The sequence below is a fragment of the Roseovarius sp. ZX-A-9 genome (assembly GCF_028369135.1).
Taxonomy (GTDB): domain Bacteria; phylum Pseudomonadota; class Alphaproteobacteria; order Rhodobacterales; family Rhodobacteraceae; genus Roseovarius.
Genome location: NZ_JAPWHW010000001.1, coordinates 148,819 through 173,900 on the forward strand (window position 1 = coordinate 148,819; position 25,082 = coordinate 173,900).

A 25,082-nucleotide genomic window follows, 5' to 3' on the forward strand; every position below is an offset into this window, starting at 1 on the left:
ATTTCACCAAGTAATCAAGGCGGCGCCAACGGAAAGTAAAGCTTATTGACAGGTGGAGATTCGTCCAGGGTTTTTACCTCGACAGGAGAGAACATGTTTTTTTCGACCAAGCAATGCGACGGAGCGAACAAGAACCAGCTATGGGCCCGGGCTCTGTCCGAGACCTACTTTCCGCTTTCGACAGAATTCGCCAATGAGGCCGAGTTTGACGGCACGTTGCAATCCTGGTCGCTCGGCATCCTCGGGCTGTCACAGATGGAGGTCGACGGCACGCTCTACCGCCGCAAGAAAAGCCACTTTGCAAACGAGAAAGACAGCAGCCTTCTGATCACCATACCGCGATCGGAAGATGTCCACTTCACGCAGTCATCGCGGGATGCGCAATGCAGTCCCGGAGGCTTCTTGGTGGAGCGTGGCGATATCCCGTATGACTTCTGGCACAGCAAGCGCAACAAGCTTTGGGTGCTCAAGGTGCCGACAGCCAGCGTGAGGTCAAGGTTGGGTGCGACCGATCGGTTTGGCGCGCTGACATTTGATGCGACTCAAGGCGTCGGCATGTTTTTTGTCGGCGCGGTGCGCAACGCGATCGAGAATATCGAGACGATCAACGATGCTGCGCGCGAAATGGCGGGGCATTGAAGATGACGAACGACACGACGACCGTGGCAAATATCGCCTACAAATGGGGGTTCTATGATCAGGCGCAATTCTGCAAGCACTACCGCGCGCGCTTTGGCTGCACTCCGACCGAAACCAGAAAAAAGAGCCGACTAGTAGCCGAAGAACAGAGCTAACTCCGGCCAGAGGCCCAAGAAAACCTGAACCAGTGAAAAGTCTCTTTCGAGAGGCACGGTAACGCTGTGCTTATGGCATGGCCACAGATGCAAGGAAGCAACATGACAAAATCCAGGGTAGCTGTCGATGTGGGTGGAACGTTCACCGATGTGTGCATCATGGACGAGGACACCGGCGAAATCCGTATCGAAAAGACACCGTCAACACCGGATGATCCGATGCGCGCGATCATGAACGGGGTCGCGGACGCAAAGGTGGACCTGGCGGATGTGACGATGTTCTCGCACGGGACCACCGTGGCGACCAACGCGCTGATCACCCGCAAATTGCCGCGCACGGCGATGGTCTGCACCGAAGGGTTCCGCGATGTCGTGGAAATTCGCCGCTCGAACAAGGAAGATCTCTGGGACACCTACAAGGATGTTGCCAAGCCCTATATCCCCCGGCGGGACCGGCTGACCGTCAAGGAACGCGTCGATGCGGCGGGCAAGATCCTTCAGGAACTGGACGAGGACGAGGCCCGCAAGGTGGCCGAAATCCTGAAGAAGCGCGACGTCAAAGCCATCGCCGTCTGCTTCATCAACTCTTACGTTAACGGCCAGAACGAACGGCGCATGAAAGAGATCCTCACCGAGGTGATGCCGGATGTGCATGTGTCGATCTCGTCCCAGATCATGCCCGAGATTTTCGAGCACGAGCGGTTCTCGACAACGATGGTAAACGCGGCGGTGTCGCCCGTGGTGGTCGATTATGTCTCGCGGCTGAGCGACAAGCTGAAAGATGGCGGTTACGCGCGCGATCTGCTGCTGCTGCATACCGGTGGCGGCGTGATGACCCCCGCCAGCGTCAAGGATTTCGCAGCCCGTCTGGCAGGATCCGGCATTGCCGCAGGCGCCATTGCCAGCCGTTTCATTGGCAACCTGTGCGGGTTCGAGAACTCCATCGGCTTCGACATGGGCGGAACCAGCACCGACGTGTCACTCGCCCACCATGGCGAGCCCATCATGACCAAGGACTGGTATATCGAATATGGCTACCCGATCCGCTTCCCCAGCATCGAGGTTCTGACCATTGGCGCTGGCGGTGGATCGCTCGCCTGGAAGGACGAGGGCGGTTCGCTTCGCAACGGTCCGCAATCGGCGGGCGCCTATCCGGGGCCTGCCTGCTATTCCAACGGGAACGAGGTTGCCACCAACAGCGACGCCAACCTGGTTCTGGGGCGTCTTGGCACCAGCCTTGCGGGCGGCGAGATCACGCTTGATCCCAAACTGGCGGAAAAGGCGGTACGCGAAACCGTGGCCGAACCCTTTGGCATGGAACTGCACGAGGCCGCAGAGGCGATCATCGACGTGGCCAACGCGAACATGGCCAATGCCGTGCGCCTTCTTTCCATCACCCGCGGCCATGATCCACGCGATTTCGCACTGGTCGCCTTTGGCGGCGCTGGTGCGTTGCACGGCGCGGAAGTGGCAAAAGAACTGTCGATCCCCGTCGTGATCGTACCGCCAAACCCCGGCGTCACCTCGGCGATGGGCTGCTTGCTGGTCGATATTCAGCATGATTTCTCTGACAGCTTCATGGCTGATGCCGCTACGACAAACCCCGAGGATCTGGAGGCCGCGTTCCATAAGATCGAGGCCGAAGCCGTCGATCGTCTGCGTCACGAGGGCGTCACCCCTGAAAACACGGTGCTGCAGCGCACGGTCGAGATGATGTACCAGGGTCAATGGCGCTCGCTTGCAGTTCCGGCCCCCTCCAAGGTCACCAGCACTCAGGATCTGATCGCCGGTTTCCACGAACAGCACGAGCGTGAATATAACTTCAGCCGCGAGGACGCGCCGGTGAGCATCTTCCGCGTCGGCGTCAAGGCCACCGGTGTGGTTCCCAAGGCGGAACTGCCCAAGCACGAAGTCGTGGAAAACACGCCGACACCTGCAGGCCAGCGCGATGTCTGGTTCGATGGCAAATGCTGCAAGACCGACGTTTACGAGCGGGTGGATTTCAAGGCAGGCGCGCAATTCAGCGGCCCCGCCATCGTCGAACAGGTCGATTCAACGGTTGTCGTTCCGCCAAACACGACAGCAAAGGTCGATCAATACATGAACATTCTTATCCGGTGGAGGACTGAGGCATGAACAGCGTGACACAAAAAGAACTAGACCCGGTGACATTCGAGGTTCTCAAGAACTCTTTCATCACGTCCGTCGATCAGATGGCCGAACAGATGCTGCGCACCTGCTACTCCTTCGTGATCTACAACCGTGACTTTTCCAACGGATTGCATGACGCTGAAGGCAACTGCGTGGCGCAGGGTAATGCGGATATCGCTGTCCACGTCGGCACGCTGCACTATACCTGCAAGGACGTGATCCGCGTCTTCAAGGACGACATGTATCCCGGCGATGTCTATGCGATCAACGATCCCTACGCGGGCGGCACACATTTCAGCGACGTGCGCCTGATCCGCCCGATCTTTGACGAGGAAACGCTTATCGGTTTCTCGCAGTCAAACGGGCACTGGTCCGATCTGGGCGGTTCGGTCCCCGGCTCGTTCAACGTGACGGCCCATGAAATGTTCGGCGAAGCGGTGCGCATCACGCCGATCCGGCTGTTCCACAAGGGCAAGTTCTGCTCCGATGTGGCCAACATGATTGCCGCCAACACGCGCGATCCGGCCTCCATCATCGGCGACATCCATTCTCAGGCTCAGGCCACACAGGTCGCCGAACGTGAATTGCAGCGCCTTGTCGAAAAATACGGCCGCGATCAGGTCACGCAGGGCATGGACGCGGTGCAGGACTATGTCGAACGCTCTGTTCGTCAGCGGATTGCGGACCTGCCCGACGGCACATGGGAGGCGGTGGACTATATCGACCGTGATCCCGGCGCTGGCGAGGGCATGATCCCGATCCACATCAAGATGACGATCAAGGGTGATCAAATCACCTATGATTTCGAGGGTAGCCACCCCACGATCTCGTCGATCTACAACTCTGCCCATGGCGCGACATTCTCGGCCGTGGTTGCGGGCATGAAGACGTTCTTCCCCGACCTGCCGATGAACAGCGGCTTTTACCGTATGGTTGAGATCAAGACCCCAAAGAACAGTGTCGTGAGCGCGGAATGGCCCATCGCCGTCACCGGCTTCCTGATGCCGTTCGAGAAGATCATGAACGCGATCTTCGAGATGTGGTCCAAGATCATGCCGGAACGCGCCATCGCCTGCGCCTTCAACCTGGAATACCTGCTGGCGGGCGGCAACGACCTGCGCAAACCCGAGAAGCCGATCTACATGTTCTACGAATGGCTTCCCGGCGGCTGGGGCGGACGCAACGGCAAGGACGGCAGCGACGTGACAACCGCGTGTTTCGGCACCGGCCTGATGTCGCAGCCCTCGGAAGGCAACGAACGGGTCAACCCGACCCGTGCCGATGTTTTCCAGATCAAACAGGACAGCCCTGGCCCGGGCAAATGGCGCGGCGGCGCGGGTGTGATCAAGGCTTCGACGCTGCTTGAGGCGGAAAATACCGTGATGTCCTATATCTGCGACCGCGAAAGGGCCGTGGTCTGGGGCGTCGAAGGCGGCTTGCCGTCCATGCCGCATGGCTTGATGGTTCAACACGCCGATACGGGCGAAGAAACTTGGCTCGGTTCGGTGTTTTCCAACTACAAGATCAAGAGCGGTGACAAGTTCACCCGCCCGACTGCCGGCGGCGGTGGCTATGGCGACCCGATGGAGCGAGACCCCGAGCGGGTGCTGGAAGACGTGATCGATGAATATGTGTCGGTCGAGCGTGCCGAAAAGGACTACGGTGTCGTGATCAAGGTGATCGACAAGGACATGCTGGACTACGAGATCGACCACGACGCTACCGAAAAGGCGCGCGCCTATATCCGTGCGAACCGGGTCGAATGGGCGCGGATGGACCCTGAAAAGGTCTCGGAAATGTACAAGGCCGGCGAGATCGACGAAATGGACGCCGTGCGCAAATACGCCGTGATCATGGACTGGGGCACCGGAGAGTTGATGCCCAAATCGACCGAACAGTTCCGCGAAAGCTTTGAGAAGCGCTCTGTCGCACATTGGAGCTGATCCCGCTTTGAAACGAAATCTTCCCCGCCAATCTGGCGGGGAAGCACGCGCTGCCCCCCAACCGGATTGGACTGCGACCGTGGATTCAGCAAATACCGACGCCCTTTTCCTGCGTCCGACCGACATCAAGGCGGCGCTAGTTGCAATGGACGGTGGCGCGGTTCCGGTTGCAGGTGGCACCTGGGTCATGCGCGCGTCGCTGCGCGGTGACAGCAATGATCAAGCTTTTGTATCCCTGTCGCAGATCGATGCATTGCATGAGGTCGCCGAGGGCGAAGATTTTCTGCGCATCGGTGCGCTTGTCACACACGACCACCTCGCCGATTTTGCGCGCAACCTGCCTGAATTGGGTGCGCTGACGCAGGCGGCGGGAATGTCCGCCAATCCGGCAATTCGCAGAACAGCCACCATCGGCGGCAACATTTGCGCGCGCGGGTTTACCGCCGCTGATCTGGTGCCTGCCCTTCTGGCACTGAATGCGACCGTCGAGGTTCATTCCAGCTCTCGCCAGGATACGACGCCCATTGCGGAGTACCTGCAGGCTCGCACGCAACGGCGGGCCGCCGGCCTCCTTACCACCATCTCTGTGCCCCGCAAGCGGGGCCATTCGGCCCATGCCCGGGCGCTATTGCGTAAGGCGGGTGAATACCCGATCGCGAATATCAGCGCTTTCATCGACATGGACGCGAACAATACCATCAAGACAGTGCGCATCGCTGTGGGCGCCGTCGAAGCCATGCCGAAACGCTGGCACAGCTTGGAAAAAGCGCTGCTGGGGCAACCATTCAGCGCAGACGCCGCAGACATGGCACGCGACCTGCTTGACGATTTCACGCCGCGTGACAGCGTCGATGCGCCGGACTGGTATCGCCTGCGTGTCCTGCCCGGTCTGGTCCGGCAGGCATTTGCGTCGATCACCGATCAATCGCGGGAAGATGCATAGATGGCTGTTACGTTCACACTCAACGGCCAGCAGCGCCGTTACTCAGGTGATCCCAGAACATCGCTCATGGATGCCTTGCGCTGTGATTTTCGCCTGACCGGCACCAAGGATGTCTGCGGCGAAGGTTTCTGCGGCGCTTGCCTCGTCCATATCGACGGCGTGCCCAAAGTGTCGTGCCTGTTGCCCATTGGCGCAGTGGAAGGGGCCGATGTAACGACCATCGAAGGGGTCGGCGATCTTGGTACGCTCAACCCCGTGCAGCAGGCATTCGAGGATTTCGATGTCGTGCAATGCGGCATGTGCTTTCCGGGAATGGTGATGACCCTGTCGCATTTCCTGCAAGACAACCCGAGACCCAGCCGGGACGAGGTGAAATCCGCGCTGGTGGGCAATATCTGCCGTTGCACTGGCTACGAGCGAATTATCGATGCCGTCATGTCGCTGCACAATAGCGCGGAGGGGCGGAAATGAACGACCTGAAAGAAACCGTCGTCATGAACCTGCCGCGGCGCGACGCGCGGGACAAGCTGCAGGGGCGGACGAAATACACGGTGGATGTGGGCGGGCTGGAGATGCTTCACGCCGCTTTGCGCCGCGCGGATGTAGCCAGCGCGAAGATCAGGCATATCGATGTCCGCGCCGCATTGGCCATGCCCGGCGTACATGCCATTGCCACCGCTGCCGATGCACCCGGTCTGCATGGGCTGGGCATCGCGGATCACCCGATCTTTGCGGGCGAAACCGTACGCTACCACGGCGAGCCGATTGCGGCAGTTGCCGCCGACACGCTGACACAGGCGCGCGCCGCTGCTGCGGCGATCGTAGTTGAATACGACGACCTGCCAGCCGTGCTGACGATGGCGGACGCGCTGGCACCAGACGCGGCCTTGGTCCATCCCGACTGGCGCAACTATGAAATCCTGTTCGAGGGAGGCGCGCGCGGCGGCAATGTGGCCTGGCAGGCCACCGTCGAGCGTGGCGACACCGATGCGGCGTTTGCGCGCGAGGATGTGACGATCGTGGAAAACGTCTATCAAGTGGGCCGCCAGAACCATGTCCCCTTCGAGCCGCGCGCCGTCACCGCCGCCTTTGAGGATGGCCGCTACCATATCCACACGTCGACACAGGCCCCCTGGACCGTCAAACACGTCACGGCGCGCGTGCTGGGAGTCCCGGATTCAGCGGTGCATGTGACAGTGCCCGCCGTCGGCGGCGGCTTTGGTCTCAAGTTCGACTGCTCGCTGGAACCTTACGCCGCGATCCTTGCGCGCAAGACCGGGCGCACCGTGTCGCAGGTCAACTCTCGCAAAGAAGAGATGATGACCTGCCTATGCCGCGAAAACGCAGACATCCGCATCCGATCTGCTGTCACGAAAGACGGCGACATCGTCGGGCGAGAGGCGACCGTGCTGATGGATTGCGGTGCTTACGGCGGCGAACAGGTGTTCCTGACCACGATGACCGCACACACGCTGGGCGGAAATTACAAGCTGGGGTCGGTGCGGCTCTGCACCAAAGCCGTTTATACCAACACGCCCCCCAACGGGGCCTTCCGCGCCTGTAATGGGGTCTACAATACCTTTGCGCTAGAGCGTCATACGGATGAAATCTGCGCGGCGATCGGCATGGACCCGGTGGCGTTTCGCCGCCGGAACGTGGTGGGTGACGGCGATATCGGCGCGACCGGGCAGGTGTTTCGGGGCAACGTCCTTGAGCCGATGCTGGACCAGTTGACGGCGAAATACCCGGTCGAGCGACGCTCGGGCACCTTGCCCGACGGGCGGCTCTATGGGCGTGCCACCACGGTCGGGACATGGTTCATCTTCGTCGGGCCGTCTGCGGCGACGGTCAACCTGAACGCCGATGGCAGCGCCACGCTCGTCACCGCTGGCGTCGAGATCGGGTCAGGCACCATGATGCAATCCCTGCCGCAGATCGTCGCGGCCAATCTGGGGATTCACCCTGACAAGGTCATAGTCAAGACGGCCGACACCGATGCTGCTGGGCGCGATCTGGGGGTTGGGGGCGGGCGCACCACCGTCTCGATCGGGGCCGCGAGCGAGGCGGCCTGTGCGCAGGTGCGTGACAAATTGCTCGGCGTGGTGGCGGAACTGCTTCAAACCAGCGCGGACAAGCTGGTTCTGTCGGGCGGGCGGGTCGAGATTCAGGGGCGGCCCGGTTCGGGTACGACGATTGAAAAGATCGTGCAGCAGGCGGAAACATCAATCGGCCCTCTGTCGGGTAGCGGCGCGTTCACCGCCCCCGGCGAGCGATCGATGCCGGGCTGCGCCGCAGGGCATTTCATCGACGCCATAGATATCCCGGTGTTTGCCGTGCATGATTGCGAGGTCGCGGTCGACCCGGTGACAGGGCATGTCGAGATCCTGTCCTACCGGCTCGTTCAGGATGTCGGGCTGGCCCTCAACCCGCGTGCAATCCACGGTCAGATACAAGGCGGCGTGGTGCAGGGCATCGGTTATGCGCTGACCGAGGAGATCACCATCAATTCCGATGGCGCCTTTGACCAGACCGGGTTCGAAACCTACAGGATGCCGCTCGCAGGTGATGTGCTGCCAATCGAATTCGATCTTTACGAAGGGGCGCCATCCATTGGCCCGCTGGGCACAAAGGGCGCCGGAGAGGTGCCGATCCTGAATGTTGCTGCCGCGATTGGCTGTGCCGTATCGAATGCCACGGGCAAGTCAGTAAATGCGCTGCCCATGACGCCGCCGCGCGTTGCGGCATTGATCGATGGCAAAGCCCCCGCCCCGGAGATGGGCCATATTGATACAGTATGGGTGAAGAATTTGGTTCGTTCGTAGACCGGCCGTTGTAAGGGCCGGTCTACCATTGGCGCAAAGCTTTCAGGCCAGAAGATGCGAAGCTCAGATCTCTACCGCGATATTGTCAATCAACCGCACCCCCGCCAGCCACGCCGCCGCAAAGAGCCGCGCGGGGCGGGTCGGCGCCTCGAGCAAGGACAGATCGTCGGCGGCGCGCATTTCGAGATAGTCGACCTTGGTGAAATCCGCGATTTCCAGCCGCCTTGTAGCCGCCGCCTGCAGCGCCGCGAAATCGCCGCCCGTTGTCACGCCTTCAGCGATCTTTTCCATCTCTTCAAAGAGGATCGGTGCCTTGACCCGTGCGCGATCCGACAGCAGAAGATTGCGCGATGACATTGCCAGCCCGTCGATCTCGCGGATCGTGGGACAGCCATGCACCGTGATCGGGATATCCAGATCGCGGGCCATGCGGCGCACCACCTGTAGCTGCTGAAAATCCTTTTCGCCAAAGAACGCATCGCTGGCGGCGCTTTGGATGAAAAGCTTGGCCACCACAGTGGCGACACCTTCGAAATGGCCAGGGCGATGCACGCCGTCCATCACATCGGTCAGTCCCGAGACAGACACCGTGGTGGAAAAACCGCCCGGGTACATCTGATCGCCATCCGGCACATAAACCGCATCGACAGCGAACCGTTCCAGCTTGCGTGCATCCTCGTGTTCGGTACGCGGGTAGTTGGCCAGATCCTCGGGATTGTTGAACTGTTTGGGATTCACGAAAATCGTCACGATGACACGGTCGCAAACCTTTTCCGCCGCAGCCACCAAAGACAGATGGCCGTCATGCAGCGCGCCCATCGTCGGCACCACGCCTATCCGCTCGCCTGCGCGCACCCAGTCTCGGGTCATCCCGCGCAGCTCCTCCAGGCTACGCACGATGGGGGCGGTCATGATGCGGGTCCTTTGACGGGTGCTGTATCGGCGAAAATGTGCTCTTCGGCCGGAAAGCTGCGTGCGCGCACATCGGCGGCATAGGCCGCGATGGCGGCCTCGCCGTCCTCGCCCAGCGTGGCATAGCGTTTGACGAATTTCGGTTTGAACGCGGTAAAAAGCCCCAGCATGTCATCAACCACGAGGATCTGACCGTCGCACCCTGCCGAGGCACCGATGCCGATGGTGGGGATGGCGATTTCGGCGGTAATCCGGTCTGCCAGATTGGCGGGCACCTTTTCCAGCACCACCGAGAACGCCCCGGCATCCGCCACAGCCCGCGCCCCTGCCAGCAGCGCCTCGGCCTCATCGGCGCGGCCCTGTACCTTGTACCCGCCCAGCGTGTTGATCGACTGCGGCGTGAGGCCGATATGCGCCATGACCGGCACGCCGCGCGCCACCAGGAACGCGATGGTATCCGCCATATGCGCCCCGCCTTCCAGCTTGACCGCCGCAGCACCGGTTTCGGCCATCAGCCGGGCGGCATTGCGAAACGCCTGCTCGGGGCTTTCCTCGTAGCTGCCGAACGGCATGTCGATCACCAGCATCGCCTTTTGCAGGCCGCGCGCGACCGCCTTGCCGTGCAGGACCATCATCTCCATCGTCACGCCCAGAGTCGAAGGCAGTCCGTGCAGCACCATGCCGACACTGTCGCCGACCAGCACGAAATCGCAATGTTCATCCATCATACGCGCCATCGGCGTCGTATACGCGGTCAGACTGACCAACGGCGTGCCACCCTTGGCGGCCAGGATATCGGTCGGCATCAGGGCGGTCTTGCGGGCGGTGGCGCTCATCAGTCTGCTCCGGTTTCGCTGCGTTGCGGCGTTGCGTAGCAAGAAACGCCGAAGATTTCCATACTTGTGTTTGCCGGGCGTCCCTGTCGCACGCGATCAAATGCGCGGCATGACGGCGGCACATCCCCAGCGCATGCCTTGTCATTGCCCGTCAAAGCAGGTCTGATGGGACCGTTCAAATCAACCCTCCGGCGGGAAATTTCCATCATGCGTCTGCTTTGCTGTCTTCTGACAGCCTGCCTGTTTCTGGCACATCCACTGGCGGCACAGGACGCGCCGCGTCCGGAGGTCAGCAAGGCCGATATCATACGACTGATGGAGCGCATCTTTACCGAAGATACAATGCGCGACGATCTGGTGCGGCTGGGGTTCAAGGGCCGCAACCTGGATCTGGCGACCGCACAGATGCGACGCATCATGACAGACCCGACGGTGGCGGGATACATTGCCGATCAGGTTCTGGCATTCAACAAGGACGGCACACTGCCCGTTGCGGATGGCGCGCGCGGCACGCTCTGGGGTGTGATCGACCGCGGTGTTGGCCATCTGCCGCTGCGCGACTTGCGCTACTACTATTTGGTGGAACAGACCGTGCTGAATGCCATGCCTGTTCGCGATTGCGGGCTGGTGGTCCGAGAGCGCCTGTCGCCCAACCGCCTGTCGGACGCGACCGCCCGCGTAGCGGCCCGGCTGAACACCCCGGCGCTGGAGCAATATTATCGCATCCAGCTCGAAGCCGCGCGACTTGGCGCAACACGCCCGCCCGTCACGATGAGTGCGGCGAAGATCGAGCAGGTCGAGACCAAGATATTCAACGCCCTTCTGGCGCGGCTCGAAGGCACAGACAACGGCGCCGGCATGATCCGGACCTTTGCCCGGCTCGACAAGGCCGACAATCGCAGCGCCTGCGCGGCGGGCCGGCTCTTTATCGACACGGTGATGAGCCTGAAAGGGCGCGAGTTGCATGATGCGCTGATCCTGCTCAGCCTGCCCTGAGAGCGGGCCACACGGTTGCAGCCACCGACCGCTTGCCGCAAAAACCGTGATACCCGGCAAAGGACAGCCCATGACAGCGCTCAGACTACCGAACCGGCAGGCCCGCCACCTTTGGCTCTGGACCAACGGTCTGGCAGAGACGCCGACGGGGCCACCCGACGTAATGGGAATGATCCGCCGCCTCGGTTTCGTGCAGATCGACACGATACGCAACGTGACGCGCGCGCATCACCACATTCTGTGGACCCGCAACCAGAACTACCGCGAAGGCATGCTCTGGCCGCTGCTGGGCCGCGACCGGCTGCTGTTCGAACATTTCACCCATGACGCATCGCTCATTCCGATGGAGACTTTGCCGATCTGGCAGCGCCAGTTTCGCCGTCTCGGCGCGAAGGTGGCGGCGCATGACTGGTATCAATCGGGCCTCGCGCGCGACCAGATCGCCCAGATCCGCGCGCGGATCGAGGCCGAAGGCGCCCTGTCGACTCACGCTTTCGATACCAAGGCCGCCAGCCGCGAGATGTGGTCCCGTCCGCCGCACAAGAAGGCGCTTGATCAGATGTGGTACGCGGGCGATCTGGCCACATGCTACCGCGAAAATTTCGTCAAGTTCTACAATCTGGGCGAGAGGGTCTTTCCCGCGCATCTGCGCGAAGGGCCGCCCGACCGTGACCAGATCGACGCGCTTTGCGACAGCGCGCTCGACCGGCTGAGCGTGGCCAGTTGCGGCGAGGTCCAGCGGTTCTGGGGTGCGATGGACGCAAATGAGGCGCGCGGCTGGCTGACCCGGCGCGCGCTGGTCTCGGTCGAGATCGAAGGCGCGGACGGCAGCTGGACCGCGAGCCACGCGCCGCCCGATATCGAGGCGCGGTTGGAGGCCCTGCCCACCCCCACGGCCCGGCTGCGCATCCTCAACCCGTTCGATCCGGCGATCCGTGACCGGGTGCGGCTGAACCGCCTGTTCGGCTTTGAGTATGTGAACGAGATGTTCGTCCCGCAGGCCAAACGGCGATGGGGCTATTACGTCTATCCGCTGCTGGAAGGGGATCGTTTCGTCGGACGGATCGAACTCAAGGCAGACCGCGCGGCGGGCTGGCTGCGTGTCACCGGCTTCTGGCCAGAGCCGGGTGTCAAATGGCCCGCCAGCCGGCTGGACCGGCTGGATGCCGAACTGACCCGTTTTGCCCGGCTGGCGGGTATTTCCGATATTCGCTGGGCTGTGCCGCACCCGGCGTAGCAGGTGGCGCTTGGCTCGGGTCGGCATATCCGGGGCCACCATAGCAGACCGCAAACAGCAATCATGCGGTTCAAAAATCCGGCGGTCTCTGCCATATCAGCGCATGAAAGCCATTGCACATCCCAGGAAGGAACCTGCCCTTGGACGCCGAGCCCAACGATATTCTCCCGGTCTTTCCGAAAGCGCTCGGGGTTGAACTGACCGAATGTTCGCCCGATCTGGTTGTCGGCACGCTGACCGCCCGGCCCGAGCACGCCAACCGCAACGGCGTGATGCATGGTGGCGCGATCCTCGGGTTCGCCGACACGCTGGGCGGCGTTGCCAGCTCGCTGAACCTGTCCGGCGACGACAAGACCACGACACTGGAGAGCAAGACCAACTTTCTGCGGCCCGTCGCCATCGGCACGAAACTGACCGGGCGGTGTGAGGCGATACACAACGGACGCAAGACCCAAGTCTGGCAGATCACGCTGATACGCGAGGATGGCAAGGCAGCGGCAGTCACGACGCAGACCCAGATGACCCTGACATGGCAGCCCCCCGCCTGACCGGTGCCCGCCCGAAATCGGTGGCAGACGTGCAGGCTGCGATATGCGGCGCATAGGATGGGCAAAGTGCACGCGAACCTGCCGGAGCGCGGTGCGCCGCCTGTGGCCAACGCCGCGCCGAGCGGGTAATCTGCGGCGTCCGTGACGGCAGCGCAGGAGAGCCAAGTGGCCGCGACCCCCACCGATACGTCCACCCGCGCTACTGCAGATGCGTCTGCGCAGGCCCTGTTTCGCTGGCATCCCGCGACCCGCACCTTCGAGGGCGGATCGCCTGCCGCGCCCGGCGGCCCGCTAGAGCAGCTACATAAGGCCATTCTGGGCGGTCGTGGATTTGCCGTGACACCGGATGGGATCGGAATCGAACACGCCTGCCTGCCCCCCGGCATCCTGCACTGCCAGACCGGCGGCACCACCGGCACGCCAAAGCTGATCGAGCGCAGCCATGCCTCGTGGATTGCCAGCTTTGCACAGAATGCCCGCGCCTTCGGGATCGGCCCCGAAACGGGCGTTGCGTGCTTTGGTGGCCTGAGCCATTCGCTGGCGCTCTACGCGGCGGTCGAAGCGTTGCATCTGGGCGCGAATATTCATCTGCTGCACGGGTTGCGCCCGCGCGCTCAGATCACCGAGCTGAGGCAGCATGGCATGGCCGTGCTCTATGCGACGCCAGCGCAACTGGCGCTGCTGACCACCGTGCAGGCTGCTTTGCCTAGCGTGCGGCATGTCCTTTGCGGCGGCGGGCAACTTGGCCCCGATTTACGCGGCAAGGTCCGCGCCCTTTGTCCGAATGCGCAGATCGCAGTTTTCTACGGCGCGTCCGAGACCAGTTTCGTGACCCTCTCGGACAGCAGCACGCCGGCCGGGTCTGTCGGGCGCGCCTACGGGGCGGCGCAGATCGAAATCCGCAGCGCAGACGGCACCCCGACCAATGGCACCGGCGAGGTCTGGGTTTCCAGCCCCTATCTCTTTGACCGCTATGCCAGCGGCCACAGCCCCGAGACCCGGCGCGACGGCGCATTTCTGACAGTGGGCGAGATGGGATGGCTGGACGCAGGCGGCCATCTCTATCTAGCCGGACGGCGGGACCGGATGGTGCGTATTGCCGAGCAGAGCGTACATCCCGAGACACTGGAGGCTCTGCTGCTGACCGATCCCGATGTGGCGCTGGCCTGCGTGTTGCCCCGCGCAGATGCCGCACGCGGGCGGGTTCTGGTGGCGGTGATCGCGAGCGCGGATGATCCGGCTCTGGCGGCGCGACTGGACCACGCCTGCCGCGCCGCGTTCGGCCCGTTGGTCGCACCTCGTCGGTATCATTTCCTGCCCGATTTCCCGCTGCGCGCCGCAGGCAAGCCCGACCTTTCGCGGATCGCTGCGTGGCTGGACGCCAGGGAATGACCAGCGCAGTATGGATCATCTCTGCCCGGCGCAGTGCCGTGGTGCCGCGTGGCGGAGCCTTTGCGGCTCTGGGGCTGGATGAACTGGCCTGCCCGGTGATCCACAGCGCTCTTGCCGATGCCCGTATCGAGGCCGCGCAGGTGGATGAGCTGATCCTTGGCAATGCCCTTGGTGCCGGGGGCAATCCGGCACGCCTGATCGCGCTCGCCGCTGGTCTGCAACAGCAGGTCGCGGGCCTCAGCATCGACCGGCAATGTGCCGGGGGGCTGGATGCGGTCCTGCTGGCTGACAGGCTCATCCGTGCAGGCGCGGCAGATGTTGTGCTGGCCGGCGGGGTCGAGAGCTATTCGCGCCGCCCCCTGCGGCTGCGCACCTATCCCGACGGGCGCGCGCCGGAACCCTATGACCAGCCAGCCTTTGCCCCCACAGCGGCGCAAGACCCGGATATGGCACAGGCGGCAGACGCACTGGCGCGGTCCCGTGGGATCAGTCGCGCCGCGCAGGACGCCTTTGCCATCCATAGCCACGCGATGGCGCTGGCCGCCCAAGACCGGCTACGCCAAGAGATCACCCCGATTGCAGGCACCACCACAGACAGCTTCACCCGCCGCCTTAGCGATCGGATTTGCGCCCGCGCGACCCCGATCAGCGGCAACATTACCGCCGCGAATGCCGCCGTAGCCGCCGATGCCGCAGCAATCTGCGTCGTCGTTTCGGACCGGATCGCAGCGAAGGTAACAGGGCCAAAAGCGCGCATCGTCACCGGCACGACGCTGGGGGCAAACCCGGCCCAACCTGGGCTTGCCCCTGTCGCCGCCATCCGCGCCAGTCTGGCCGCCGCCCGCCTCGCTCCCGGCGATCTGAGCGTAATCGAGATGATGGAAGCCTATGCCGTGCAGGCGATGGCCTGCATCGCGGACGCGGGGCTCGACCCTGCGCGCACCAACCTCGGCGGTGGCGCATTGGCGCGCGGCCACCCCATCGGCGCATCCGGTGCGATCAACGCCGTGCGGCTCTTTCACGAGTTGCAGATTTCAGGCGGCAGCGGTCTGGCGGCGATTGCCGCCGCTGGGGGCCTCGGCTCGGCCCTGATCCTGGACCTCTAGCTACGCGACAGTACCGCAGCGGGGCGCGCGCGTGCCAGTGCCGATGTAAGCATCCCTGCAACCGCCGCTTTCAGCATGTCGCCCGGAATGAAAACGGCAACCAGCAGCGCCGCCTCGGGCAGAGACTTGCCCAGTACCAGCGCCAGGCCCGCAATGCCGACCCCGTAAAGCACGACGATTCCGCCAACAGCCGCAGCGATCCCGGCCACCAATGTCAGCGGTGCAGCGCGCCAACGCTCGGTGATGAGCCCGGTCACGAACGCCGCCAGCGGAAAACCCACCAGAAATCCGACCGTGGGCGACGTGAACACGCCCAGGCCCCCGCGCCCACCGGCCAGCAATGGCAGGCCAATCGCCACCAGCAGCAAAAACAGCAACACCGCCAGCGTCCCGCGTCGTGCGCCCAGAACGGTGCCGCACAGCATCACGCCCAGGCTCTGCGCCGTAATCGGCACGCCGAAGCCCAGCGTGACCTTGGGGATCAGCCCCAGCGCCGCGATGAGCGCGGCAAAAAGGGCGATAAGGGCGACGTTGCGTTCCATGGAATATCCTTCTGGCCGGGTGCGCGATCAGATCCCGCCGCGCGCTTTCAGGGCTTCGGCCACATGATCGGCGTCGTCAAGTGCCAAGAGCGCGAACGGCAGGATAATCCGCCACCCCGGCCGCCGCCGCGACCGCGCGCGCCACGATTGGGCCAGCTGCCCCCCCTTGGCCGCCAGCGCCGGGGTAAACCGGATCACCAGCGCGATGCTCAATTCCAGCGCGGCGGTGCTGAGCCCGAGTCGACGCAATGGGGTTGCCAGCCATCGGATGACCGCGATCATGTCGCTCAGCCGCGTGGTCATCGTCACCAGATTGGCCAGTCCCACCGCAGTCAGCAGGCGCAGAGCGATCACAGCACCCTGCTCCGGCGTCTGGGTGATCAGGTGCCACAGGAAGATGATTGCCAGAAATGGCCAGAGGACGCGCAAGCGGCGCAGCCCGGCCCGCAGGAACACAGCACCCGGCGCGGCATAAAGCGCCAGCAGCGCTGCGAAGACCGCCAAATGAAATATCAGACTTTGCGCCGCAAACAGCACCATCGTCGCCACGCACAGCGCCGCCAGCTTGGCCCCTGCGGGCCAATGATGCGCACGCGTCTCAACCGGCGAGGTCAGAGATATCATCGGCCCCTCCCAGTGACGTCATCTCTGCTGTAAAGGCGCGCAGCACCTCACCCGCCGCCCCGTCCTGCACGATGCGTCCGTCCGACAGCCAGATCACCCGGTCATAGCTCGACAGGGTCGAGGGATCGTGGCTGACATGCACAAGCGTGGCCTCGACCCCCTCCAGATAGCGTGCCAGTTGCATCCGCGTCGGGATGTCCAACCCCGACAGTGGCTCGTCAAGGATGATCACCCCGGGCTGCATCGCCAGCACGGCCATCAGGCAAACCAGCTGCTTCTGCCCCTGTGACAGCGTGTGAACCGCAATCTTGGCCCAATGCGATTTGTTGAACCGCTCCAGCATGGCGACGACCCCGGCGGCCGCGGTCTGCTTGTCTTGCCCAAGCTGGCCAAGGCCAAAGGCGATCTCTTCTTCGACGGTGGGAAAGATGATCTGATGGTCGGGGTTCTGGAAGAGGATGCCGACCTGCCGGATCGCCGCCTTGCGGTCGCGGGTCACATCCACGCCCCCGATGCGCACCCGGCCGCGGTCCGGTGCCACCAGCCCCGCCATGACCCGCGCCAGCGTCGTCTTGCCCGACCCGTTGCGCCCGACGATGCCGATACGCCGCTCGCAGGCGCTCAGGTCTATCCCCTGCAGCAGCGCGCGACCGTCCACCGCCAGCGCCACGTCCGATAGCTCCAGCAGAGGGGGCGCATCAAGGCTCATCTGGTGGCTCTCCTCTTGCGGCGCGTCGTTGCGGGACGCGGTTACATACACCCACGCCATGGGGTGAAACAAGGGCGCGGATATTCTTGCAGTCATATCTCAATCGCCTAATGTGCCCGCCTAGGAGCGTGCCCGACGGCCGCGTAACAAGACGAGGCCGCCATGGATCGCGCCGAGATCGTACACGAAAATTTCCTGCGCCTCTGTCCGCAGGGCGATTTGCCGGAAGGCGCGCCGCCAAACGACGCTCTGACAGCCGCAGAAGCGGTGTCTCTTTTCCGTGCGCAATGTCTCAGCCGCGCGCTGGACCGGACCAGCCGGGCAATGCAAAAGGCGGGTCAGGGGTTCTACACCATCGGGTCATCGGGCCACGAGGGCATGGCCGCCGTCGCCCATGCGCTGCGCCCGGATGATATCGCGTTCCTGCATTACCGTGATGCTGCGTTTCAGATCGCCCGCGCGGATCAGGTGCCGGGGCAGACCATCACTTGGGATATGCTGCTCAGCTTTGCCTGCTCCTCCGAAGATCCCATTTCGGGCGGGCGGCACAAGGTGCTGGGCTCAAAGGCGCTGATGATCCCACCGCAGACCTCGACCATCGCCAGCCACCTGCCAAAGGCCGTCGGCGCGGCCTACGGGATCGGACTGGCCCGCAGACATCCGCCCGAACACCGTCAATTGCCGCTGGACGGCATCGCGATGGCCAGCTTCGGCGACGCATCTGCCAACCATTCGACCGCACAGGGTGCGATCAACGCGGCGGGCTGGGCCAGCGTCCAGTCGGTACCGCTGCCGCTGCTGTTCGTGTGCGAGGATAACGGGATCGGCATTTCGACCCAAACGCCGAAAGGTTGGATCGCCGCGTCGATGCAGTACCGGCCCGGCATTCGCTATTTCCATGGCGACGGCCTGGACCTCTACGATACCGCGCGCGCCGCCGCCGAGGCCGCCGCCTATGTCCGGCGACACCGCAAGCCGGCGTTCCTGCATCTGACCATGGTGCGCCTCTATGGCCACGCAGGCGCGGACCTGCCCACTACATACCTGCCCAAGGCCCATGTCGAGGCGGAAGAGGCGAACGATCCGCTGTTGCATTCGGTGCGCCTGCTGGACAGCGCCGGCGCACTGAGCCGCAAAGAGGCGCTGGCGATCTACGAGGAAACACAGGCGCGCGTCGCGCGTGTCGCAGAAGAAGCTGTGCAGCGTCCACGGCTGAAAACCGCAGCCGACGTGATGGCCAGTATCGTGCCCCCAAAACGCAGTTGCGCGCTCACCAACGGCCCCTCGGAAGAAGCCCGCGCCGCCGCCTTTGGCAGTGATCTGAAGCAAATGGACCAGCCCCAACCGATGAGCCGCCTGATCAACTGGGCGCTCACCGACCTGATGCTGGAACACTCCGAGATCGTCGTCATGGGCGAGGATGTCGGGCGCAAGGGCGGTGTCTACGGCGTCACCCAGCGGCTGCACCAGAGGTTCGGTGCCGACCGCGTGATTGACACACTGCTGGATGAACAAAGCATCCTAGGGCTGGCCATAGGGCTGGCGCATAACGGTTTTGTTCCGATGCCTGAAATCCAGTTCCTCGCCTATCTGCACAATGCCGAGGACCAGTTGCGCGGCGAGGCGGCAACGCTCCCCTTCTTCAGCAAGGGGCAGTTCACCAATCCGATGGTCCTGCGGATTGCCGGGCTGGGCTATCAGAAAGGGTTTGGCGGGCATTTCCACAACGACAACAGCCTTGCCGTGCTGCGCGACATTCCCGGCCTGATCATCGCCTGCCCGTCATCAGGCGCCGATGCCGCCTGCATGTTGCGCGAATGCGTGCGGCTGGCGCGCGAAGAACAGCGCGTGGTGGTCTTTGTCGAGCCGATCGCCCTCTATCCGATGCGCGACCTGCATGAGGCGGGCGACGGGACGTGGATGGATACCTACCCCGCCCCCGACCGCGTGATCGGGCTGGATACGGTCGGCATACACGGCGACGGGACCGATCTGGCCATCGTCACATATGGCAATGGGCATTACCTGTCACGGCAGGGGCAGGCGCGACTGGCCGCCGAAGGCGTGAAGGCCCGCGTGATCGACATGCGCTGGATCGCGCCGGTGCCCGAGGCCGCGCTGCTTGAGGCGACGCGCGGCTGCGAGGCGGTGCTGATCGTCGATGAATGCCGCCGGACCGGCGGACAGGCCGAAGGGCTGATGGCGCTTTTCGCCGAAAAGACCTGCCAGCCTGTTGCACGCTTGGCCGCCGAGGACAGCTTTATCGCCACCGGCCCGGCCTATGCGGCGACGATGCCTTCTGCCGACGGGATCGTGGACGCGGCCAAGGCGCTGCTGGAGGAATGGTCATGACCCGGCGCGCGGTTCTGATCTGCCCCGGTCGCGGGACGTATAACAAGGCTGAGTTGGGCTATCTCGCGCGCCATCATGCTGCGCAAGGTGACGCACTGGCCGCGCTCGATGCGCTGCGCGCCGCTGACGGGCAGGAAACGCTGACCGCGCTCGACGGCGCAGCGCGGTTCGATCCCAAGCTGCACCTGCGCGGCGACATCGCGGCACCGTTGATCTATGCATGCTCTGCGCTCGATGCGCGCAGTCTGGCCGCCGACATTGATGTGGTCGCGATCACCGGCAATTCGATGGGCTGGTACACTGCACTCGCGGCTGGCGGCGCGCTCAGTCTGGAAAACGGGCTGCGCGTGGCGGGAACCATGGGCAAACTGATGCAGGATGCGATGATCGGCGGGCAGTTGATCTACCCTTGCACCCGCGACGATTGGGCACCTGATCCGGCGCGCCGCGCTGCCTTGATGGAATTGATTCAGGAAATCGACGCGCAGGACGGGCCTGTGCTGCGGCTGTCGATCGACCTTGGCGGGATGCTGGTACTGGCGGGCAATGACGCCGGATTGGCCGCATTCGAGCAGGCCGTGCCGCGCGTACAAGACCGCTTTCCCCTGCGCCTGCCGGGGCACGCAGCGTTTCACACCGATTTGCAAGAACCCGTGGCAGCCGCTGGTCGCGCAGCGCTTGGCGACGATCTGTTTCAGCCACCTGCCGTCCCGCTGATCGACGGGCGCGGTGCGATCTGGTGGCCGGGGACCAGCGATGCGCGCGCCTTGCGCGCCTACACGCTGGGTCATCAGGTGACGCAGAGCTATGATTTTGCCCGCAGCATTGCGGTTGCCGCGCGTGAATTCGCGCCCGACCTCTTTATCATTGCGGGGCCGGGCACCACGCTGGGCGGTGCCGTGGCGCAATCGCTGATCGCCTGTCGCTGGCAGGGCATGGCGGACAAGGCCGGTTTTCAGGCATGGCAAGAGGCCGGGCCGTTCATGGTGTCGATGGGCCGCGAGGATCAGCGCGTATTGGCGACCGAACCGCAGGGTTGAGGGCTGCGCCCGCCGGAGATGGGCGGGCGCAGCAGCTTAACCTCGCATCTTGTGATGCAACAGGATCGGCACGACCAGATCCTCTTCATCCGCCAGATGCCGCGCGAGGAATTGCTCGATCTCGGCAGTTGTGTCGTGCAACGCCTTTGTTTCTTCACGCGCCTGCCCCTCATCAAGCTGGATCAGCTTGACCACACGGTTCGCGCTGTCCGTGAAACGGTCCAGCACTTCGTCCATGGCCGCATGATCGCTTTCGAGCATTTCCAGCCCACCCGCAAAGCGCGGATCGGCTCCCTCAAGCTCGGGAAAGAAGCTACGGTCCTCCCAAGTATGATGGCCATGCAGGTTGCGCACCAAGAGGTTACCATAGTGCGACAGCCGCGCGGCAAAATCGTCGGGCGAGCGGGCCTTGGTCAGGTATAGCTCGGTCTCGGACCGGTTCAGTTCACCCAACTGGCGAAACATCACATGGGCGCTCATCCAGTTCTGGATGGAACGGGCGAAATGCGGGTTCTCCGGCCACGCCTCGCGTGGATAGTCCCGCAGCAGGAAGCGCATGTCCTCGGGCAGCGCGTTCCGCCGGATATCAAGGGTCTGTGTCATGGCCAGCAAGTGATGTTACACTGTAACAGTTTCAACTTGACCGAACCGCACAGATGCGGCGCGCATATGCACAGGTCAGAGCAGCGCCACCTTGGAGGGCAGTTCGGCGCTGCTCCGGCACCTTCGGCTTGATCGCGGAGCTACCGCCCCCCGGTCACACCTGCCCCGGCAGCCACAGCACGATCATCGGGAAACTGACCAGCAGCGCGATGGTGATCCCGTCGGCGATGAAGAACGGCGTCACCCCCTTGAACACATCCTGCACGCTCAGATCTGGCCGCACGCCAGCGACCACGAAACAGTTCAGCCCGATGGGTGGCGTGATCAGACAGAATTCAGCCATCTTGACCACCAGTATCCCGAACCAGATCGCGCACATCGGGCCCGACATGCCAAAGGCACTGTCCGCAGCACTGACAAACTCGCCACCGTTCAGCGCCATGACCGCCGGGTAAACCACCGGCAGCGTCAGCAGCAGCATGCCGATGGCGTCCATGAACATGCCCAGCACCGCATAGGCCAGCAGGATGCAGACCAGGATCAGCATCGGCGACATTTCCAGCGACGTGATCCAGTCGGAAAACGCGCCGGGCAGATCGGCAAAGCCCAGAAAGCGCACATAGACCAGCACACCCCAGATGATGGTAAAGATCATCACGCTCAGCTTGGCCGTCTCCAGCAACGCATCTTTCAGTTCGGCCCAGCGCATGCCGCGATAGAGCGCCATGAGAAACACCACGAAGGCCCCGATGGCCCCGCCTTCGGTCGGCGTGCCCCAGGCATCGCCGCCGAACGGGTTGTAGACGAAGAAGATGATCGTCACGACCACCAGCACGATGGGCAGAGCGGGAGGCAATGACGCGAATCTCTGTCGCCAGGTGAACCCGCGCACCGGCGGGCCGAATCCCTTGATCGTCAACGCCATGACGATGATCAACAACGCATAGACCAACGCAGAAAAGACGCCGGGGATGAATCCTGCCAGCAGCAGCTTGCCCACGTCCTGCTCTACGATAATGGCGTAGATCACCAATATCGCCGAGGGCGGGATCAGCGACGCCAGCGTGCCACCCGCCGCCACGACACCTGCGGCAAAGCGTTTATCATAGCCGATGGCCAACATCTCGGGGATGGCGATGCGGGCAAAGACCGCCGCCGTGGCGACCGATGCGCCCGACACCGCCGCGAAGCCTGCCGTGGCGAACACCGTCGCCACCGCCAAACCGCCCGGCACCCAGGCGATCCAGCGTTTCGCCGCCTCGAACAGAGCCTTGGTCAGCCCCGCGTAATAGGCCAGGTAACCGATCAGGATGAAGGTCGGGATCAGGCTGAGCGCCTGACTGGACACTTTCGAATGCGGCACCTGGCCCGCGGTCTTAACCGCGACCGTCAGCGCCCACATGAAATCGTCTGCAGCATAATCCTTCTTGGCCCAGAATATCCAGATCAGGCCAATCATTCCGGCCAATGCAGCGGCAAAAGCCACCCGCATGCCGAGGACCACGAAAACCAGCATCACGCCGGTGACGGCCAATCCGATGTCAATCGGCTCCATCGCGCATTCCCCTCAATTCATTCAGGCAACTGTCGGTTTCAGCGGGCGTCAGGACCGTAGACCGATGATTGGCGATGGCACGCGTCATGCCGGGCACTCTAATCGTCCCGGCCCGAAACATGCTCGGCCTCCATCAGCGCTTGGGTCGCCGCGTCCATGACCAAAGGCACAGCCACCGGCGTTGCGGCCCTTTGCACAAAGGCGCGCGCATAGCCCCAAAGTTGAAGCACAAGCCGCAGACACAGGACAGAAAAGGCGACCGGTGCCAGCAGTTTCGCCGGCCAGAGCGGCAGCGCGATATCCATCGAACTGTCCCGGCTCCAGAGCGGTGAGCCGAAATCGAAACTGCGACTGAAATGTGCCCAACTGCCCCAGACCATCAGGATCATCAGAACAAGGATCGCAAACGTGGTCACGAATTCCGCCGCCCACAGGAAGCGGCCCTTGAGCGCGCCGACAACGATATCCATGCGGATATGCCCGCCATCGCGCTGCGTGTAAGAGACGCCCATGAAGGCGATCAGCGGCATGGCCTGCTCGATCCAGTCGACATAGCCGGGCAACGGTTGTTGAAAGAAATTGCGCCCGCCGACAGAAATCACGGCGAGGATCATCAGCGAGAACACCGCCAGACCGCTCAGAAGCGCCAGCATCCTCTCCAATTTGTATAATTGCCGATCTATCCGGCTGATCGCACTGTCATCGGACAGAACCGAGGCGGATCCCGCCATGCCATGTCCCCCTGATTTTGTTAATGCTGAAGTCGGCGACTGCCCGCCCCAGAGCTGATCCGGGACGTCACGCCAAGACTGAAACGCCCCGGGACAGACCCGGGGCGCAACGGAATTACATCCCCTTCAACTCTGCGAGTTTGGCAGTAGCGAAATCATAGAGTTCCTGCCCCGGCAGACCGCGGGCATTCATCTCTTCGATCCAGCTGGCAGCCGCAGGGCCGGCCACTGCCTCCTTGAACGCGGCAAGTGCCTCGTCAGAGAAGGTAACGCGCTCAATCCCACGTTCGTCCAGCGCCGGGTCCCATTTGGCCATCGTGTTGTTGGTGTAATTGTCGATGTAGTAATCCAGCGCCTCGTCGATCGACCCAAGCAGCGCCTCACGATGTGCATCGCTCAGGTCATTCAGTGCGTCGGTATTGGCCACCACCGGGCAGTTGACCGTGCCGGGGTTCAGGTTTGTGGTCCACCATTTGCCATTCTCGATAGTACCGAACGACATATGCGCATGGGGTGCAAAGGCCACTGCCTTGACCACGCCACTGTCCATCGCCTGACGCACTTCGGTCGCCGACATTGACGTGGGCACCGCACCGACCGCTTCCATCGCCTTGCCGATACCGCCTGTAGCGCGAACGCTCAGCCCTTCGAACCCGGCGAGGCTATCGGGCGCGTCACCCAGACCGACCAGATTGTACTGCGGCATCGGTGACGGCATCAGCAGGGTCGCATTCCAGCGGGCCAGATCGTCCTTGACCGCGTCCTGGGCATAGAGCGCCATCGACAACTCGCGTTCCTGTTCCAGCGTCTCGACCCCAAGGAAGGGCAGCTCCAGCACCGTGATCGACGGGTTCTTGTCGCGGTGATAGCCCGCGCAGAACTGTGCCATCTCGAATGCCCCGATAGAGATGCCGTCCAAGTTTTCCTTGTTCTTGCTCAGACCACCATAACTGATGTTCATCGTGAACTCGCCACCGGTCTTCTCACTGACCAACTCAGCCAGCTTTTCAACATGCTCGGTAAAGGCCCGGCGCTTGCCCCAGACCGAGACATTCCATTCCGTCGCCATTGCCTGCGTCGCAAAGCCCATGCTGATCGCGGCGATCGCGCCGTATTTCAGATAGTGTTTCATGCATCATCTCCCTGATTGATGTCGTTTTGTTGTTATGGCGTGTACGATAACAACACAGAGGAGATTTCCAACACTGTAATTGGCGCCGATGCATCCGGCAGAGGGCAAGCATCA

The 25,082-nt window shown here is 63.0% G+C and carries 23 protein-coding genes; 14 read left to right on the forward strand and 9 right to left on the reverse strand.

The window, feature by feature from the left end; all coding sequences use genetic code 11:
- Positions 1–93 precede the first annotated feature (93 nt).
- The 7 genes from O3306_RS00745 (at position 94) to O3306_RS00775 (ending at position 8,653) form a co-directional block, all read left to right on the forward strand.
- Entirely contained in the window at positions 94–639 is a 546-nt protein-coding gene (locus O3306_RS00745; RefSeq protein ID WP_272001937.1) for a cupin domain-containing protein, read from the forward strand.
- Between the two features lie 2 nt (positions 640–641).
- The gene (locus O3306_RS00750; RefSeq protein ID WP_272001938.1) at positions 642–794 is read left to right on the forward strand and encodes a helix-turn-helix domain-containing protein; all 153 of its coding nucleotides are present in this window, start codon (positions 642–644) and stop codon (positions 792–794) included.
- A 102-nt stretch (positions 795–896) separates the two neighbouring features.
- The gene (locus tag O3306_RS00755) at positions 897–2,930 is read left to right on the forward strand and encodes a hydantoinase/oxoprolinase family protein (protein WP_272001940.1); all 2,034 of its coding nucleotides are present in this window, start codon (positions 897–899) and stop codon (positions 2,928–2,930) included.
- On the forward strand, positions 2,927–4,888 hold the full coding sequence (locus O3306_RS00760; RefSeq protein WP_272001941.1) for a hydantoinase B/oxoprolinase family protein: 1,962 nt from the start codon (positions 2,927–2,929) through the stop codon (positions 4,886–4,888). Before O3306_RS00755 ends, O3306_RS00760 begins: the two co-directional genes overlap by 4 nt.
- Before the next feature lie 79 nt (positions 4,889–4,967).
- Positions 4,968–5,831 carry an FAD binding domain-containing protein gene (locus O3306_RS00765; protein WP_272001942.1) on the forward strand — a complete coding sequence of 288 codons (864 nt, stop codon included), beginning with the start codon at positions 4,968–4,970 and terminating at the stop codon, positions 5,829–5,831.
- Complete coding sequence (locus O3306_RS00770) at positions 5,832–6,302, forward strand: (2Fe-2S)-binding protein (protein WP_272001944.1); 471 nt, start codon at positions 5,832–5,834, stop codon at positions 6,300–6,302. It abuts the gene before it with no gap.
- On the forward strand, positions 6,299–8,653 hold the full coding sequence (locus tag O3306_RS00775) for a xanthine dehydrogenase family protein molybdopterin-binding subunit (RefSeq protein ID WP_272001946.1): 2,355 nt from the start codon (positions 6,299–6,301) through the stop codon (positions 8,651–8,653). Before O3306_RS00770 ends, O3306_RS00775 begins: the two co-directional genes overlap by 4 nt.
- A 63-nt stretch (positions 8,654–8,716) precedes the next feature.
- Here the strand turns inward: O3306_RS00775 and panC are convergent, their stop codons facing one another.
- Together panC and panB are read right to left on the reverse strand one after the other, a co-directional pair.
- Positions 8,717–9,565 carry a pantoate--beta-alanine ligase gene (panC, locus tag O3306_RS00780; protein ID WP_272001947.1) on the reverse strand — a complete coding sequence of 283 codons (849 nt, stop codon included), beginning with the start codon at positions 9,563–9,565 and terminating at the stop codon, positions 8,717–8,719.
- Positions 9,562–10,401 carry a 3-methyl-2-oxobutanoate hydroxymethyltransferase gene (panB, locus tag O3306_RS00785; protein WP_272001950.1) on the reverse strand — a complete coding sequence of 280 codons (840 nt, stop codon included), beginning with the start codon at positions 10,399–10,401 and terminating at the stop codon, positions 9,562–9,564. Before panB ends, panC begins: the two co-directional genes overlap by 4 nt.
- A 207-nt stretch (positions 10,402–10,608) precedes the next feature.
- On the opposite strand from panB, the gene O3306_RS00790 reads away from it, so the two are divergent.
- The 5 genes from O3306_RS00790 (at position 10,609) to O3306_RS00810 (ending at position 15,680) form a co-directional block, all read left to right on the forward strand.
- Positions 10,609–11,397: a hypothetical protein gene (locus O3306_RS00790; RefSeq protein ID WP_272001953.1), complete on the forward strand. Its 789-nt coding sequence runs from the start codon at positions 10,609–10,611 to the stop codon at positions 11,395–11,397.
- Between the two features lie 70 nt (positions 11,398–11,467).
- The gene (locus tag O3306_RS00795) at positions 11,468–12,634 is read left to right on the forward strand and encodes a winged helix-turn-helix domain-containing protein (protein WP_272001956.1); all 1,167 of its coding nucleotides are present in this window, start codon (positions 11,468–11,470) and stop codon (positions 12,632–12,634) included.
- A 140-nt stretch (positions 12,635–12,774) separates the two neighbouring features.
- The gene (locus O3306_RS00800; protein WP_272001959.1) at positions 12,775–13,182 is read left to right on the forward strand and encodes a PaaI family thioesterase; all 408 of its coding nucleotides are present in this window, start codon (positions 12,775–12,777) and stop codon (positions 13,180–13,182) included.
- Between the two features lie 165 nt (positions 13,183–13,347).
- Positions 13,348–14,574 carry an AMP-binding protein gene (locus tag O3306_RS00805; RefSeq protein WP_272001962.1) on the forward strand — a complete coding sequence of 409 codons (1,227 nt, stop codon included), beginning with the start codon at positions 13,348–13,350 and terminating at the stop codon, positions 14,572–14,574.
- Positions 14,571–15,680, forward strand: coding sequence for a thiolase family protein (locus O3306_RS00810; protein WP_272001965.1), 1,110 nt, complete (start codon positions 14,571–14,573; stop codon positions 15,678–15,680). Before O3306_RS00805 ends, O3306_RS00810 begins: the two co-directional genes overlap by 4 nt.
- On the opposite strand, the gene O3306_RS00815 is transcribed toward O3306_RS00810, so the two are convergent.
- Genes O3306_RS00815 through O3306_RS00825 form a run of 3 tightly spaced genes read right to left on the reverse strand, consistent with a single transcriptional unit; the run spans position 15,677 to position 17,555 of the window.
- The gene (locus tag O3306_RS00815) at positions 15,677–16,222 is read right to left on the reverse strand and encodes a biotin transporter BioY (RefSeq protein ID WP_272001967.1); all 546 of its coding nucleotides are present in this window, start codon (positions 16,220–16,222) and stop codon (positions 15,677–15,679) included. The genes O3306_RS00810 and O3306_RS00815 overlap by 4 nt on opposite strands.
- A gap of 27 nt (positions 16,223–16,249) precedes the next feature.
- Positions 16,250–16,846 (reverse strand): energy-coupling factor transporter transmembrane component T, encoded by a 597-nt coding sequence (locus O3306_RS00820; RefSeq protein WP_272001969.1) that lies wholly within the window; start codon positions 16,844–16,846, stop codon positions 16,250–16,252.
- Positions 16,821–17,555, reverse strand: coding sequence for an energy-coupling factor ABC transporter ATP-binding protein (locus O3306_RS00825; protein WP_272002807.1), 735 nt, complete (start codon positions 17,553–17,555; stop codon positions 16,821–16,823). Before O3306_RS00825 ends, O3306_RS00820 begins: the two co-directional genes overlap by 26 nt.
- 162 nt (positions 17,556–17,717) lie before the next feature.
- Between O3306_RS00825 and O3306_RS00830 the strand changes: the two genes are divergently transcribed.
- A complete protein-coding gene (locus O3306_RS00830; RefSeq protein WP_272001971.1) occupies positions 17,718–19,907 on the forward strand; it encodes a thiamine pyrophosphate-dependent enzyme in 2,190 nt (729 codons plus the stop codon).
- Positions 19,904–20,947, forward strand: a complete 1,044-nt coding sequence (locus O3306_RS00835; RefSeq protein ID WP_272001973.1) for an ACP S-malonyltransferase — start codon at positions 19,904–19,906, stop codon at positions 20,945–20,947. Before O3306_RS00830 ends, O3306_RS00835 begins: the two co-directional genes overlap by 4 nt.
- A 36-nt stretch (positions 20,948–20,983) precedes the next feature.
- On the opposite strand, the gene O3306_RS00840 is transcribed toward O3306_RS00835, so the two are convergent.
- From O3306_RS00840 to O3306_RS00855, 4 genes are all read right to left on the reverse strand, one after another.
- A complete protein-coding gene (locus O3306_RS00840) occupies positions 20,984–21,550 on the reverse strand; it encodes a hemerythrin domain-containing protein (RefSeq protein ID WP_272001975.1) in 567 nt (188 codons plus the stop codon).
- Positions 21,551–21,704: 154 nt separating this feature from the next.
- Complete coding sequence (locus O3306_RS00845) at positions 21,705–23,105, reverse strand: TRAP transporter large permease (RefSeq protein WP_272001977.1); 1,401 nt, start codon at positions 23,103–23,105, stop codon at positions 21,705–21,707.
- Positions 23,106–23,203: 98 nt separating this feature from the next.
- Positions 23,204–23,836 (reverse strand): TRAP transporter small permease subunit, encoded by a 633-nt coding sequence (locus tag O3306_RS00850; protein WP_272001978.1) that lies wholly within the window; start codon positions 23,834–23,836, stop codon positions 23,204–23,206.
- Positions 23,837–23,951: 115 nt separating this feature from the next.
- Complete coding sequence (locus O3306_RS00855; protein WP_272001980.1) at positions 23,952–24,968, reverse strand: C4-dicarboxylate TRAP transporter substrate-binding protein; 1,017 nt, start codon at positions 24,966–24,968, stop codon at positions 23,952–23,954.
- Positions 24,969–25,082 lie beyond the last annotated feature (114 nt).